Source organism: Bacteroides cellulosilyticus (assembly GCF_020091405.1).
Taxonomy (GTDB): Bacteria; Bacteroidota; Bacteroidia; order Bacteroidales; family Bacteroidaceae; genus Bacteroides.
The window spans coordinates 457035-473098 of record NZ_CP081903.1; the positions used below are offsets into that span (position 1 = coordinate 457035).

The 16064-nt window shown below is 43.1% G+C and carries 7 protein-coding genes, 2 tRNA genes and 3 rRNA genes; all 12 read right to left on the bottom strand.

Annotated elements, in window-relative coordinates:
- Nucleotides 1-105: 105 nt before the first annotated feature.
- Entirely contained in the window at nucleotides 106-291 is a 186-nt protein-coding gene (gene rpmF, locus K6V21_RS01555) for a 50S ribosomal protein L32 (protein ID WP_002562387.1), read from the bottom strand.
- A gap of 12 nt (nucleotides 292-303) precedes the next feature.
- The gene (locus K6V21_RS01560) at nucleotides 304-888 is read right to left on the bottom strand and encodes a YceD family protein (RefSeq protein ID WP_224320646.1); all 585 of its coding nucleotides are present in this window, start codon (nucleotides 886-888) and stop codon (nucleotides 304-306) included.
- Between the two features lie 74 nt (nucleotides 889-962).
- Entirely contained in the window at nucleotides 963-2111 is a 1149-nt protein-coding gene (locus K6V21_RS01565; RefSeq protein WP_217716211.1) for a sensor histidine kinase, read from the bottom strand.
- 112 nt (nucleotides 2112-2223) lie between these two features.
- Nucleotides 2224-2333: ribosomal RNA gene (rrf, locus tag K6V21_RS01570) — 5S ribosomal RNA — on the bottom strand.
- A gap of 69 nt (nucleotides 2334-2402) precedes the next feature.
- Nucleotides 2403-5285: ribosomal RNA gene (locus K6V21_RS01575) — 23S ribosomal RNA — on the bottom strand.
- Nucleotides 5286-5427: 142 nt separating this feature from the next.
- A tRNA-Ala gene (locus K6V21_RS01580) sits at nucleotides 5428-5501 on the bottom strand.
- A 31-nt stretch (nucleotides 5502-5532) separates the two neighbouring features.
- Nucleotides 5533-5606, bottom strand: a tRNA-Ile gene (locus K6V21_RS01585).
- A 138-nt stretch (nucleotides 5607-5744) separates the two neighbouring features.
- Nucleotides 5745-7267, bottom strand: a 16S ribosomal RNA gene (locus tag K6V21_RS01590).
- Together the 16S, 23S and 5S rRNA genes with 2 tRNA genes alongside form the textbook arrangement of a ribosomal RNA operon.
- Nucleotides 7268-8225: 958 nt before the next feature.
- On the bottom strand, nucleotides 8226-9023 hold the full coding sequence (locus K6V21_RS01595; RefSeq protein WP_224320647.1) for a DUF6266 family protein: 798 nt from the start codon (nucleotides 9021-9023) through the stop codon (nucleotides 8226-8228).
- A 300-nt stretch (nucleotides 9024-9323) separates the two neighbouring features.
- Nucleotides 9324-11648: a beta-glucosidase BglX gene (gene bglX / locus K6V21_RS01600; protein WP_060407589.1), complete on the bottom strand. Its 2325-nt coding sequence runs from the start codon at nucleotides 11646-11648 to the stop codon at nucleotides 9324-9326.
- Between the two features lie 2 nt (nucleotides 11649-11650).
- Entirely contained in the window at nucleotides 11651-14161 is a 2511-nt protein-coding gene (locus K6V21_RS01605) for a beta-glucosidase (RefSeq protein ID WP_224320648.1), read from the bottom strand.
- Nucleotides 14162-14378: 217 nt separating this feature from the next.
- Nucleotides 14379-16055 (bottom strand): RagB/SusD family nutrient uptake outer membrane protein, encoded by a 1677-nt coding sequence (locus tag K6V21_RS01610; RefSeq protein ID WP_060407588.1) that lies wholly within the window; start codon nucleotides 16053-16055, stop codon nucleotides 14379-14381.
- Nucleotides 16056-16064 lie beyond the last annotated feature (9 nt).

Below are 16064 nucleotides of genomic sequence, written 5' to 3' on the forward strand. Positions count from 1 at the left end.
TGCTTAAGTTAATGAATACCTAAACAACGGTAGTCTAAAAAGGTTTGTACTTACAAATCTTTTTAGACATCCGGCATTCAAGTATATTCTTTATCAGGCTGCAAATTAAACAGCAGCTTCTTTCTCAATAGCAAGCTTGCCTCTGTAATATCCGCAAGCACCACACACAGTGTGATATACATGCCATTCGCCACAGTTCGGGCAAATTGCCAATGTAGGAGCTACTGCCTTATCATGAGTTCTTCTCTTTGCAGTTCTTGTTTTAGACTGTCTTCTCTTAGGATGTGCCATTTTTTTTAATCTTTAATTGTTATCTAATATTTTCTTTAATTCGTTCCAGCGCGGATCAATCTGAGTTTCCTCTACATCACCTCCCGGCAGTGCATCTTCACCTTCAATAAAGATTTCATCTTCCGCATCATCTTCGTCCGCTTTCGTCCGTAAATGCTTATGCAACTTACTGCTCACTGCCTTGTTACACTTTCCGGGAGCATGTACATGCTTCATCGGAATAGCCAATGCAATAAACTCATACATAAACCATGCCACATTGATCTCTCCTTCTTCTTCGGGAATCACAATGAGGTTATCACCTTCTTCAGCATACTCATGACCGAACTTCACCATCAGCTTATCTGTAGAGCTTACCGGTTGTTCCATATCATCCAGGCAGCGGTCACACGGTACCCATACCATTCCATCCGTCTGGAAGTTCAATTCGAAAGCACGAGATGTTTTCTTTACAACCAGCGTAACATTAACCTTACCCTTTTGTACTTCTGGTCCATCAATGTTAGCATAAAAAAGGTTATCCAGTACAAACTCATACTTACAAGAGTCTGCCTGCATGCCTTTCAAATCAATTTTGTATTTATCAAACTTTCCCAAAGCTTCTTTTATTTATTCGGGCGACAAAGATACAAATAATTATCCTCATAATGTAGAAATTAGCAACGAAATATTCATTTTTTAAGCTCTATTCTGAATATCGTCCCCTTATTGATCTCCGATTGCTTCACAAAAATGGATCCAGAATGATACTCAACCACAATCCTTCGTGCTAATGAAAGGCCCAATCCCCATCCCCTTTTCTTAGTGGTATAGCCAGGAGCAAAGACCGTTTCAAAATATCGTTTGTCAATTCCTTTCCCCGTATCTGCCACATCAATACACCAATATCTTGACGTTTCCTGTACCGAAATAACCAATACTCCTACTCCACCCATTGCATCAACAGCATTCTTACAAAGATTTTCTATCACCCATTCAAACAGAGCAACATTCAGCCGCACAGGGGGAAGTGAATCGGGTACATGGGTACTGATTTTCACCTTATCTGAAGTACGGTGGGCTATATAATCCGTCACCCGTTCCAACAGAGCTTTTAAATCAGCATCCTCCAGCTCAGGAATAGAACCGATTTTAGAGAAACGATTAGCAATCATCTGTAAACGCTCCACATCTTCCGCCATAGCAGGAATCAAATCATCCTGTGGGTATTGTGTCTTCAGTAATTCCGTCCATGCCATCAGTGAAGAGATCGGAGTTCCCAGTTGATGGGCAGTTTCCTTGGATAACCCAACCCATACTTTATTCTGTTCTGCCTTTTTAGAACTCAACAAAGCAAAGATAGCAATAAGAACAAAAATAAGTACTACCGTTAATTGAACATAAGGATAAACAGCCAACCGGGTAAGCATAAGGGAAGGTCCATAATATACATTCAGATAATCGCCACCACCATTGAGATCTATGCGAATACAGTTACCTTCACGGTTAAAATCACTCAGTTTTTCCTTTAAGGAGACTATTGTATCGGCTGAAGACAGTTCTATATTCCTATATGTCTGTACATCCTCATTCTGATCAACCACGATTACCGGAATAGTATGATTGGCATTCAAAACTTTCAAGACCATAGTCAAATCCGTATTTCCATCTGCAGTTTGCAAATTCTTCATTGCTTCCGCCCACACTTCCATACGTACCCGTTCTTCAGCAGATAAATCGCTTATCAGAGAATGTGAGACGTAAAGAGAGGCAACAGCTATCACCATGGCAGCTAATACCAACCAGAATTTTATCGGATGGATTTCCTTTATAAAGCGCATTATATATAAATAAGATGTAAACTTACGGTATATAAACGGAAAAACAAAAGAAATATTATACCTATAAACACAAAAAGCCTCCATATCATTTCGATATGGAGGCTTTCCTCTAAAACGGCAACTACCTACTCTCCCACTTGACGCAGTACCATCGGCGTGACCAGGCTTAACTTCTCTGTTCGGAATGGGAAGAGGTGGAACCCTGATGCTATAGTCACCTGAAATAAGTTAGACACGATGTAAAAAGTAAAGTTCGAAAACTGAACGTATATATCCGCCATACAAGGCAAAGACCAAAAGTCAACGGGCAATTAGTAATGCTCGGCTATGATGTTACCACCTGTACACCTGCATCCTATCAACGTTGTCGTCTTCAACGACCCTAAGAAATCTAATCTTGTGGCTGGCTTCGTACTTAGATGCTTTCAGCACTTATCCAATCCCGACTTAGATACCCAGCAATGCACCTGGCGGCACAACTGGTAAACCAGAGGTCAGTCCAACACGGTCCTCTCGTACTAGTGTCAGAGCCACGCAAATTTCATACGCCCACGATAGATAGAGACCGAACTGTCTCACGACGTTCTGAACCCAGCTCGCGTGCCACTTTAATGGGCGAACAGCCCAACCCTTGGGACCTTCTCCAGCCCCAGGATGTGACGAGCCGACATCGAGGTGCCAAACCCCTCCGTCGATATGAGCTCTTGGGAGGGATCAGCCTGTTATCCCCGGAGTACCTTTTATCCTTTGAGCGATGTCCTTTCCATACAGAAACACCGGATCACTATGCTCTAGTTTCCTACCTGATCGACTTGTAAGTCTCCCAGTCAAGCGCCCTTATGCCATTACACTCTGCCGCCGGTTACCAATCGGCGTGAGGGCACCTTTAGAAGCCTCCGTTACGTTTTTGGAGGCGACCACCCCAGTCAAACTACCCACCAAACAGTGTCCTCGCATCAACGAGTTAGAACTCAAATAACCAAAGGGCCGTATTTCAACAGCGGCTCCACAAATACTGGCGTACCTGCTTCAAAGCCTCCGGCCTATCCTACACATCAATTACCCAAATTCAATGTTAAGCTATAGTAAAGGTTCACGGGGTCTTTTCGTCCCATCGCGGGTAATCGGCATCTTCACCGATACTACAATTTCACTGAGCTCACGGTTGAGACAGTGTCCAGATCATTACACCATTCGTGCAGGTCGGAACTTACCCGACAAGGAATTTCGCTACCTTAGGACCGTTATAGTTACGGCCGCCGTTTACTGGGGCTTCAATTCAATGCTTCTCTTGCGATGACATCTCCTCTTAACCTTCCAGCACCGGGCAGGTGTCAGGCTATATACTTCATCTTTCAATTTGGCATAGCCCTGTGTTTTTGTTAAACAGTTGCCTGGACCGATTCTCTGCGCCCCACCTCGCAGTGGGGACCCTTTATCCCGAAGTTACAGGGTCAATTTGCCTAGTTCCTTAACCGTGAATCACTCAAGCGCCTTAGTATATTCTACCCGACCACGTGTGTCCGTTTACGGTACGGGTACCTTAAAGATTAAGTTTAGCGGATTTTCTTGGGAGTATGTTTACATGCGCTATTGGATTGTTCCGAAGAACGCTCCATACTATCAGGTTCGACTCTCGGGGCGGATTTGCCTACCCCGATCAACATCTACACCCTTCAACGGACTATTCCGTCAGTCCGCGGCACTGTCACGCCTCCGTCTCCACGTCACTCTTTAAGGTAGTACAGGAATATTAACCTGTTCTGCCATCGGCCTCACCGTTCGGCTGAGCCTTAGGACCCGACTAACCCTGATCCGATTAGCGTTGATCAGGAAACCTTAGTCTTTCGGCGAGGGGGTTTCTCACCCCCTTTATCGTTACTTATACCTACATTTGCTTTTCCACACGCTCCAGCAAAGCTTACGCTTCACCTTCAACGCAGAGTGGAATGCTCCCCTACCGATGTTTGCACATCCCATAGCTTCGGTAAATTGCTTATGCCCGATTATTATCCACGCCAAACTCCTCGACTAGTGAGCTGTTACGCACTCTTTAAATGAATGGCTGCTTCCAAGCCAACATCCTAGCTGTCTTAGCAATCTGACTTCGTTAGATCAACTTAGCAATTATTTGGGGACCTTAGCTGATGGTCCGGATTGTTCTCCTTTAGGACATGGACCTTAGCACCCATGCCCTCACTCCTGATATAGAACTAATACGCATTCGGAGTTTGTCAAGACTTGATAGGCGGCGAAGCCCTCGCATCTTATCAGTCGCTCTACCTCATATTAGTATAAATCAAGGCTGCACCTAAATGCATTTCGGGGAGTACGAGCTATCTCCAAGTTTGATTAGCCTTTCACCCCCACCCTCAGCTCATCCGGAAGCTTTTCAACGCTTATCGGTTCGGTCCTCCAGACAGTGTTACCTGTCCTTCAACCTGGCCAAGGGTAGATCACTTGGTTTCGCGTCTACTCCTTCCGACTATCCGCCCTATTAAGACTCGCTTTCGCTTCGGCTGCAGGTCTCAAGACCCTTAACCTTGCCGGAAAAAGTAACTCGTAGGTTCATTATGCAAAAGGCACGCCGTCACAGTTTACACTGCTCCGACCGCTTGTAGGCGCATGGTTTCAGGGACTATTTCACTCTTCTGTTCGAAGTGCTTTTCACCTTTCCTTCACAGTACTGGTTCGCTATCGGTCTCTCGGGAGTATTTAGCCTTACCGGATGGTCCCGGCAGATTCACGCAAGATTCCTCGTGTCCCGCGCTACTCAGGATACCACTAGGGTTAAATTAGCTTCGTATACCGGGTTATCACCGTCTATGACTGAACTTTCCAGATCATTCTACTCACTAACTGTCGTCCCATGACGTGGTCCTACAACCCCATACATGCCGTAACACATATGGTTTGGGCTATTCCCCGTTCGCTCGCCACTACTAGGGGAATCATTATTTATTTTCTATTCCTACAGGTACTAAGATGTTTCAGTTCCCTGCGTTCGCCTCCATCAAAAGATGGATAATATCTCTTCAAGATATTGGGTTGTCCCATTCGGAAATCCGCGGATCAAAGGTCATTTGCACCTACCCGCAGCTTATCGCAGCTTATCACGTCCTTCATCGCCTCCGAGAGCCAAGGCATCCGCCATGCGCCCTTACTTACTTTTAGTCTTACCTAGCCGTATGGCTCGATATATACTTTCAGCTTGTTATAACTTTACTTTTTTTTGTACATCATGTCAAAGATCGTATGAGAAAAACTTCGACCAGTCGAAGTTAGGATTGACTAAAGTCTATCCTATTCTCAAGAGTGGAGAATAACGGATTCGAACCGTTGACCCCCTGCGTGCAAAGCAGGTGCTCTAGCCAGCTGAGCTAATCCCCCGAAGTAAGCAACCAATAGATTACCAACTGCGTAGTCCCAGGCAGAGTTGAACTGCCGACCTCTACATTATCAGTGTAGCGCTCTAACCAACTGAGCTATAGGACTGTCGAGTTCAACCTCGCCTTGCGGCTCGGCTTCTTCTTTCTCAATATATATTATATAAACAAGTACGCGTAGTGCAAGAGGTTCTCATGGAAGCATACGAAAAGAACCGACTTCTAATCTTCGTGAGCGTCGCTCCAGAAAGGAGGTGTTCCAGCCGCACCTTCCGGTACGGCTACCTTGTTACGACTTAGCCCCAATTACCAGTTTTACCCTAGGCCGCTCCTTACGGTTACGGACTTCAGGTACCCCCGGCTTTCATGGCTTGACGGGCGGTGTGTACAAGGCCCGGGAACGTATTCACCGCGCCGTGGCTGATGCGCGATTACTAGCGAATCCAGCTTCATGGAGTCGGGTTGCAGACTCCAATCCGAACTGAGAGAGGCTTTTGGGATTAGCATCACATCGCTGTGTAGCTGCCTTCTGTACCCCCCATTGTAACACGTGTGTAGCCCCGGACGTAAGGGCCGTGCTGATTTGACGTCATCCCCACCTTCCTCACATCTTACGACGGCAGTCTCTCTAGAGTCCTCAGCATAACCTGTTAGTAACTAAAGATAAGGGTTGCGCTCGTTATGGCACTTAAGCCGACACCTCACGGCACGAGCTGACGACAACCATGCAGCACCTTCACAACTGCCTTGCGGCTATAATGTTTCCACTATATTCAGTTGCAATTTAAGCCCGGGTAAGGTTCCTCGCGTATCATCGAATTAAACCACATGTTCCTCCGCTTGTGCGGGCCCCCGTCAATTCCTTTGAGTTTCACCGTTGCCGGCGTACTCCCCAGGTGGAATACTTAATGCTTTCGCTTGGCCGCTTGCTGTATATCGCAAACAGCGAGTATTCATCGTTTACTGTGTGGACTACCAGGGTATCTAATCCTGTTTGATACCCACACTTTCGAGCATCAGCGTCAGTTACAGTCCAGTAAGCTGCCTTCGCAATCGGAGTTCTTCGTGATATCTAAGCATTTCACCGCTACACCACGAATTCCGCCTACCTCTACTGCACTCAAGACGACCAGTATCAACTGCAATTTTACGGTTGAGCCGCAAACTTTCACAGCTGACTTAATAGTCCGCCTACGCTCCCTTTAAACCCAATAAATCCGGATAACGCTCGGATCCTCCGTATTACCGCGGCTGCTGGCACGGAGTTAGCCGATCCTTATTCGTATGGTACATACAAAACAGTATACATACTGCACTTTATTCCCATATAAAAGAAGTTTACAACCCATAGGGCAGTCATCCTTCACGCTACTTGGCTGGTTCAGACTCTCGTCCATTGACCAATATTCCTCACTGCTGCCTCCCGTAGGAGTTTGGACCGTGTCTCAGTTCCAATGTGGGGGACCTTCCTCTCAGAACCCCTATCCATCGATGTCTTGGTGGGCCGTTACCCCGCCAACAAACTAATGGAACGCATCCCCATCGGTTATCGAAATTCTTTAATAACAAGAAGATGCCTTCTCGTTATGCTATCCGGTATTAATCTTTCTTTCGAAAGGCTATCCCGGAATAACCGGTAGGTTGGATACGTGTTACTCACCCGTGCGCCGGTCGCCATCAACCTATTGCTAGGTCATGCTGCCCCTCGACTTGCATGTGTTAAGCCTGTAGCTAGCGTTCATCCTGAGCCAGGATCAAACTCTTCATTGTAAAAGTATTGTTATTACTAGTATGAATACTAGTGATTTTGCTCTGTTCAGGACGCTCGGTTTATTAAAAGTTTTCAAATTACCTATATATATAAGTTACTTGACGGTTCTTTTTTATACCCAGAATGTACGTTCGGTTATTAATTATTCATTACTAACCACTGTAGCATTCTGCTCTTGTACTACTTGTATTGTTTATGTAAATTCTTCAAAGATCGCTTCTTTTTAAAACTGCTTTTCTTTTCAGAAAGCGGATGCAAAGGTAAGAACTTTTAAGTATATCTTCCAAATAATTTCAGAAGTTTTTTTTCTTTTTTCTTTTTCTCGTCGTCTCTCTTTGCGAAAGGGAGATAAAAGAGGAAAGAGAAAGGAGTTCTTAGCAACACCGGTTTCTTAATCAGCAAGTCAATTATCGATTGCCTTCGTTCGGAAAGCGGGTGCAAAGGTAAGAACTTTATCACATATCTTCCAAATGTTTCCGGAAGTTTTTTTTTCTTTTTTCTTTTAGAATGCTGTATTCTTGGTCGGAATTAAGGCAAAAGAAAAGAAAAACGTTGGAGTTCCTACGCCGTTTCTGTCAGAATGTCAATTTCAAGGCTTACCGTCTCTCGGAAAGCGGATGCAAAAGTAGCCGATATATCCATTCACTCCAAACATATCTGTCTTTTTTTCGAAACTTTTTTGAAACAATTTCGTAAATGGCTGATTGATAAGAATGTTGTAGAACATAATTTTGAAAGGGAGGATGAAAGGAGGGGGAAGGGGGTACATTATTATATATACGTGCGCGTGATATGCGCATGCAAATTGAATATGCAGACCTTAGCGAAGTACTGTTTCAGGTACACACTTCCACTAAAACCTCCTCTCACGAAAGAAAAGGATTAGAAAAATGGAATAAAAAAGAATGGATCATGCAAGCAGCCTTCCATTTTTAAATAGAAAGTAAAAAAAATCGGCTAAGTAGGCGGCCTACTTTCGCATAGACGGTCTTCGTCATAAAAAACAGATGGAATGTGTGCCACTATAGGAGATGCAATATTCAAATGCTGAAAGGAGAATAGTTTTTCAGAAGGAACCAGGGCAATTACTTCCCGTTTTTCGGTATCACCTGTAATTTCTTCCATTATCGACACCGACAGACGAATACTATTAGCTACACTATTTCCATCAACACTGCGAAAACTAAGATAAGTTATCAGTTCATCGTCATACCAGTCATTCGGAAGTGGCAGTTCGGCATACCCATCAGAACGAAGAGCCGCTTCTGTATTATAAATAGCAATTTCTTTATCCTTGTTGTAAACCAACAGCATGGCCATATCTGCATTTTCTGCATTTCCGATCCCACTGTTATTGTACCAGTTAAATAGCATTTGCCCCTTACACAGCGTAGCTGTACCGTTAAATACGGGCATCAAAGTCCCCATAGATACCAAGGCACAATTAAAGTCGATTGTAATTTCAGTTCCATTACTGTTCACTGCTTTCTTCAGCATATAGGACATAGCAGAATTAAAGGCAGATTTTTCTTGTGAGAACTCCTTGTAACCAAGTCGTATGAAGGGTTTGATTGTTTTAAGAAAACTGAAAACCGTGGAAAACTTACCACGTTGTGCCTGTTGTTTAGGTGTGCGAGGATTGCTGACTTTAGCAGCACGCGAACGGATATAGTAGTTGGACTTCCAGCGAAACCCTACTATTGGGCCCACTTTACCGGAGAAGCCTCCCAAAATGCCGTGATTGATAATTCCCATGATGCGTGTTTTTAGTTATTTGCTTTTTGTATACCACAAATGTATTGAAAAAGATCCTATCAAACCAAACGATTTTGGAATAAGCGATCAAGTATTATGAATTTTGTGTTCAATTACGGCCAGTTGCTTAATACAGCCGGAACAGTCTGTGATGAGAGATATCATATCCGCCCCTTACCCGGGATGGACTTACTCCGTACCAAAACCGTACATTCTTCGCTCAGAGGTACCTCTGAGCGAAGAATGTACGGAGCAAGACAGGCCAGGTACGTCCCTGATACATGCCAATCATACCAATATCTATTTTAAGACAGTAAACATAGACATTTTGAGATCACGACTATTCGGTCCAATCAAAACCTCAAAATCGCCAGGTTCACATACATATTGTAAGTCATGATTATAATACTTCAAGTCATCAACAGTTATTTCAAAAGTAACCTCCCTACTCTCTCCAGCCTCTAACGCTACTTGTTTAAAAGCCTTCAGCTCCTTTACAGGTCTGGTGCTTGTGCTATATACATCGCGAATATATAATTGAACAGTCTCCTTACCGCTTCTCTTCCCTGTATTTTTTATATTTATCTTGGCCGTCAACTTACCATTTATAGGTATCGTTTTACTGGAAAGAGTAATTTCGCCATATTCATAGGTAGTATAACTTAAACCAAAACCAAACGGATATAGAGGCGCATTAACAACATCAATATAATTACTCTTGAAACGAACATACCCGGCATCATCACTTTCTTGCGGACGTCCCGTGTTTTTATGGTTATAATGAATAGGCAATTGCCCTACATTACGCGGGAACGAAGCCGTGATTTTTCCACTCGGATTGGCATCTCCAAATAATACATCTGCAATAGCCGGACCAGCCTGCACACCCAAAAACCATGCATTAAGTATCGCTGGAATATGTTCATCTTCCCAGGATAAGACAAGTGGCCGCCCCGTAAAAAGCACAAGTACTACCGGTTTTCCAGTCTTCACCAATGCTTTCAATAGTTTTTGCTGTGGTTCCGGAATATCCGGTTCGGAACGAGAAGCCCCCTCTCCATTCATATTTATATTTTCTCCTAAAGCAGCAATAATGATATCAGATTTCTGAGCAATAGCAATGGCTTCTTGCAACATTTCTTCTTCGGAACGTTCATGAACACCATATCTTCTGCCACCAGAAGAAGCGAAGCCCATAGAATTGCCAACCAATATCTTCTCCAATTCCTTATCAGCCACCAGATAACTTCCTTCTGCAAAGGTGACAGTTCCCATTGGCCCGACCGCTTCCTTCAATCCTTCTAATAGTGATATAGGTCTGACTATCTCAGAATTACCACTCCAACATCCAAGCATATCCTGTGCTCTATCTCCCAAGGGTCCTACCAAAGCCACTTTTGAACTCTTTTTCAGAGGCAACAAATTTCCTTCATTTTTAAGCAAGACCTGACTTTCCCGAGCCGCTTTACGAGCCTGTTCCACATGACTCCGGGTTCCTAATGTTTCTTTTGCACGTTTCTCATCACAATATTTATATGGATTATCGAATAAGCCTAACTTATATTTAGCTTCCAGCACACGCCTGCAAGCCTTATCGATATCAGCCAGTTCAATGATACCTTTCTCCAAAGCCTCTTCCAAATGCTGTGAGAAGTATTCACTCACCATATCCATATCTATTCCAGCTTTTAAGGCACGTGCTGTAACCTCCACTTCATTACCGATTCCATGATTAGTCAATTCCATCGTCCCCGTATAATCTGTTACGACAAATCCATTAAATCCCCATTGTTTACGGAGGACATCATCTAGCAAATATTTATTAGCAGTAACCGGTATACCTTCAAATTCATTGAAAGATGCCATATAGCTACCCGCCCCCTGCTCACAAGCAGCTTTATACGGCAGCATATATTCATTCATTGCCTTTTGACGGCTCATATCGACCGTATTATAATCCCGCCCAGCCTCAGCAGCACCATATAATGCATAGTGTTTGACGCATGCCATAACATTATCCTTCCGGCTTAAATCATTATTAATCTGATATCCTTTGACCCAGGCTTTAGCTATGACACTACCCAAATAAGGATCTTCTCCCGCACTCTCAGCGATGCGTCCCCAACGGGAATCATGGCAGATATCCACCATAGGAGAATACACCCAGCAGACTCCATCGGAACTCGCTTCAATAGCAGAAGTCCGGGCCACCTGTTCTATCAACTCCATATTCCAAGAAGAAGCCAGAGCAAGAGGAATGGGAAATGTCACATCATAACCATGTATCACATCCAGACCAAAAATCAGCGGGATATGCAAACGGCTATTTTCAACAGCTACCTTTTGCCATTTCTTTATGACGGCTGCATTTTTAAGCCCAAACAAACCTCCGACTTCTCCATCCGCAATTCGCTGTTCCAATGGATTAAGTCCTTTTTCAAGAGTCTCACCGGCAACGAATCCACCACTAACCGTTAAATTGAGCTGACCAATCTTTTCCTTAACAGTCATTTTATCCATCAGGTTCTTAATGAACGTCTCCATGGTATTTGCCTTTTCCTGAGAGTGCATCGCAGCAGCATAAGCGGCCAGGAAAAACAGCGATAATAAAATTTGCTTTTTCATCTTTATTCAATATTTGGAGTAGTACAACAATAATCTTCAACGCATGTAATATTTAGAAACTTCCCACCTATCATCATATTAAAATCTCCTTTTTCCAACAGCCATTTACCTCCCGCACCAACAAAAGCCAAATCAGTGCCCCGGATTTTTAGACTAACGGTCTTGCTTTCACCGGGTTCCAGTTCTATTTTATCAAAAGCCCGGAGACGACGGTTATCAGGAATCAAAGAAGCATATAAATCCGAAGAGAAAAGCATAACCACTTCTTTTCCTTTACATTCGCCTGTATTTTTCACATCAACGGTAAAAACTAATTCATCTTTCGCTGTGAATTTAGTCTTGTTCACTCTGAAATTACTATAGTCGAATTTAGTATAACTAAGTCCCTCACCAAACCACCATTGCACATTTGTATGCGCTTCGTAGTTGTAAATACCAGGCATTGTTTCCCGATTCTCGCACACCTTAAAGTCATAGGTTGTAAAAGAATTGGGATGTGAAGGATAAGTAAAAGGCAAACGTCCACTAAAATTTTCATCACCTGCAACCAAGTCGGCCAGAGCATCTCCCCCATAATTTCCGGGAAGCATTATATTGACAACAGCCTGGGCATCAGGAACAAGATCACTAATCAAACGGGGACGGCCCTGATTCAAAATCAGAATTACAGGCTTGCCTACTGTTTGTACTGCCTTCACCAGGCTCTTCTGGTTATGCGATAAGTTCAAATCATTTATATTGCCTGTTGTCTCCGCATAAGAGTTCTCACCGATACAAACCATTATATAATCGGCAGCTCCTGCTTTTTCTATCACTTTTTCTATCTCAGGTGTATTTTCTACATACCATTCTTCCTTTTCAGCATAGGTAACTCCAGGTTCATAGATGATATTTTCCACCCCAAACTTATTTTGCATGGCTTTCAATATTGTATTGTAGGATGTGGTAAAGGTTTCCACATTATTTCCCTGCCATGAATAACTCCACCCACCGTTAAGTCCACGCATCGTATTCGCATTAGGACCACATATCAGTATTTTCTTTCCACGCTTCAACGGAAGGGTCTGATTTTCATTTTTCAGCAAAACTTCTGATTCTATTGCCATCTGTTTAGCAACAGCGGCATGCTCATTACTGCCAAACAATGGATAATCTTCAACATCCGTATAAGGCATTTCAAATAATCCGATACGAAATTTTAAACGTAAAATACGCCGCACTGCATCATTGATCCGATCCATCGAAACAGAACCATCATCTACCAATTCTTTCAATAGGGAACCATAACCATATTCAGAAGGTACCATCATCATGTCTACACCAGCATTAACCGCCAGCTTTATCGCTTCTTTTTTAGTGGGCGCTATGTGGTCCCGAACACGAATATTCTCAATATCTCCCCAATCGGTCACAATCATTCCATCCCAGTTCAGATCTTCTTTCAACCAATTTGTCAAATAGCGCTTATTGACCACGCCATTCATGCCGTTTAATATGGAAGAGTTGGTCATGGCCGACAAAGCTCCCGAACGAAAGGCTCTAAGAAAAGGCGCATAATGCTTTTCTCTCAAATCCTGTTCAGTGATATTGGCCGGAGTACGGTCAATACCATTATCCGGCGCTCCATATCCGAAATAGTGTTTCAGACATGTACCTACATGATATTTACCGATGTGGTTAGGATCATCTCCTTGTAAGCCGGAGAGATAAGACACACCCATCTCCGCTGCCAGATACGGATCTTCGCCAACTCCCTCATATTGACGGGGCCAGGAGGCTTTGCGTCCGATATCCAGAGTCGGACCAAATATCCAGGGCACACCGCATGCCCTTGTTTCATAAGCACAAATTTCTCCCATACGTTTTGCCAAATCACGATTGAAAGTGGCTACCATGCCAATATGTTGAGGAAACAAAGTGCCTCCTTTGGAATAGTTGGTCCCATGCACTTGGTCCAGCCCATAGACACATGGAATATTCAGATGTTTCAATGATGATTCCTGAATCTGTCTGATTGCATCGTGCCAGGTGCGTACATCCGAAGCGTAACTGCCTCCCAACATATTTAATATTGAGCCGACATGATACGTATTGAAAACTAAATCTAATTTATCATTATCAAGTTTGAAGCCAAGCTCATTATTTATGGCTCGTGAAAGTGTGTAAAACTGATAGCCGGCTTCCGGTAAGGGGCGACCATTGGCATCAGTCATACTTTTACTATCATAGTAGAAACCCAGATCAAACTTCCGGATTATCTCTGCTAACTCTTTTTCGGACTTTGATAGTAATGCCTCGGTACTATACTCAGGATCGGTATATGTCACCATATTTACTTCCAATTGGATCATCTGCCCTATTTTCTCTTCTATCGACATTTTTGAAATCAGGGCTTCGATTTTCTTCTCTATTTCAATATCACCCGGAATAGAAGGTTGTCTTTTATTTTGGGCTACACTACCAAAAACTACACAACAGATAAAAAAAGTCGTAAATACTTTCTTCAAATTCATAACAATACAAATAATAATGTTTCAATTAATACTATCTTGCCAACAATCCGCTTTCCCTACAAAATCATAAAGTATCAGAGAGGGTATGCTCCTAAAAGAAATTCTATAACCAGCCCACATCAGAGCATAGAAAATCAAATCCCTAAAGCCAGGAGTCTAACTTTAGGGATTCACTCCCGTTATTTTAAGGCCAGCATTGCAGCGGATGATTGCCGGACTATTCTTTCAGCAAAGGATTCTTTTCTTGTTCAGAAAGCGGAATTGGTAAATAATAGTGCTCTCCCGTAAATACCCGGTCTTCCACTTTAGAAATTTCATATTTCAATGTAATATTATTATTATAGATATTCATACCCATAATCGGTTCCGCCAGCACATTTCCATCTTTCCAACGGCGTAAATCATAAAAGCGGTGTTCTTCTAACAATAATTCTACTCTACGCTCATTCTTGATTCGTTTCCGCATTTCTTCTTTAGACAAGCCAGTGGGCAGATTGGGCTGATTGGAACGTGCACGCACCTCGTTGACTGCATTATATACACTTTCATCAGGTACACTCAGCGATTCATTTTTTGCCTCTGCGTAATTCAGCAATACTTCGGCATAGCGGAAATACGGCCAGTTGTTACTTTGAGCGTATCCTCCATATATATTAGTAGAAGGATCTAATTCTTCAATGAACTTCTTCGGTCCATACCCACAGCGAGCCTTTCCTAATCTGGGTTTGCACGATCCGTTTTTCGACGGGTCTACAGTATTGGTCACCATAGACATCAGATAAGTTTCCCACGTTGAACCATTATAAATGATACTTTGATAAAAACGGGCATCCCTGTTTGAATACGGGTCCTGGGCATCATACATTGTATTTGTAGGATCATCAATCAGTTTTCCGTCAATAGTCTCATAAGCATCTACTAAATTCTGGGTAGGATACAAACCATTCCATGACCCGGCATCCTCAGCATCCAAACTCCACATCATATGAATATTGTGAGGAGCTTCGGGAAAAGAAAAACGACGCTCAAAAATAACTTCCTTATTAGCAGCTGTTTTATCAAATTCCATAGAGCGATAAGGGGTTTCACCCACTTTGTAGAGTTCATAGACATGTAAATCCATTACAGCCTGAGCCGCAACTGCTGCATCATCCCATTTCCGGGCATCATCCTCACTATTCAACGGACTGGCCAAATACAACAGAGCCCGCGATTTCAGTGCCAGGAAAGCTCCTTTCGTGGCATGACCGGCTTCTTCTTCCGGATAAGTCAAAGGTAAATTATCAGCATATAGATCACATTCATCTTTTACGAATTCTACAATTTCAGCAAATGAGGAGGGAGCTACCAACAAATCCTCTTCCAGATTCTGGGCTTTAAGTATCAATGGAGCTTTACCAAAAGTACGGCCTAAATCGAAATAACAGAATGCACGCAAGAAGCGAGCTTCAGCATCTATTCTCAATTTCTCCTTTGCAGTCAGTACTTTATCATCGACACCGGCAACACGCTCAATAATAGTATTACACTTCCGTATCACAAGGTATTCCTGAATCCAGATTTCACTGACAAACGGGCAACTTTGGGCGGTGATTGCATCTTTATTCAACTGTGTATAAATAGGTGAATCGGATACACTGGCAAAATCGTCTGTAGCAGAATCCATATTCCCGGCCCATGACATGGACCAGTTTTGTCCGAACCCGGCAGTACATCTGTTGAACCCACACAACATTGAACCGTATGTATTAGCCACAAATTTATCTATCAAAACTTTATCTTCCCAAATGGCTTCATCGGAAATAAAAGAAGTAGGCTTAATATTCAGCATATCAGAGCAACCAGATGCCAAAGCCACAAACAATGCCAACAATAAATTCTTATACTTTTTCATAATATCTTA

Excerpts from the sequence above, each read along its gene's own strand:
- K6V21_RS01595 (WP_224320647.1), bottom strand. The coding sequence starts at position 9,023 with ATGGGAATTATCAATCACGGCATTTTGGGAGGCTTCTCCGGTAAAGTG.
- K6V21_RS01565 (WP_217716211.1), bottom strand. The coding sequence starts at position 2,111 with ATGCGCTTTATAAAGGAAATCCATCCGATAAAATTCTGGTTGGTATTA.
- K6V21_RS01605 (WP_224320648.1), bottom strand. The coding sequence starts at position 14,161 with ATGAATTTGAAGAAAGTATTTACGACTTTTTTTATCTGTTGTGTAGTT.
- bglX (WP_060407589.1), bottom strand. The coding sequence starts at position 11,648 with ATGAAAAAGCAAATTTTATTATCGCTGTTTTTCCTGGCCGCTTATGCT.
- rpmF (WP_002562387.1), bottom strand. The coding sequence starts at position 291 with ATGGCACATCCTAAGAGAAGACAGTCTAAAACAAGAACTGCAAAGAGA.
- K6V21_RS01610 (WP_060407588.1), bottom strand. The coding sequence starts at position 16,055 with ATGAAAAAGTATAAGAATTTATTGTTGGCATTGTTTGTGGCTTTGGCA.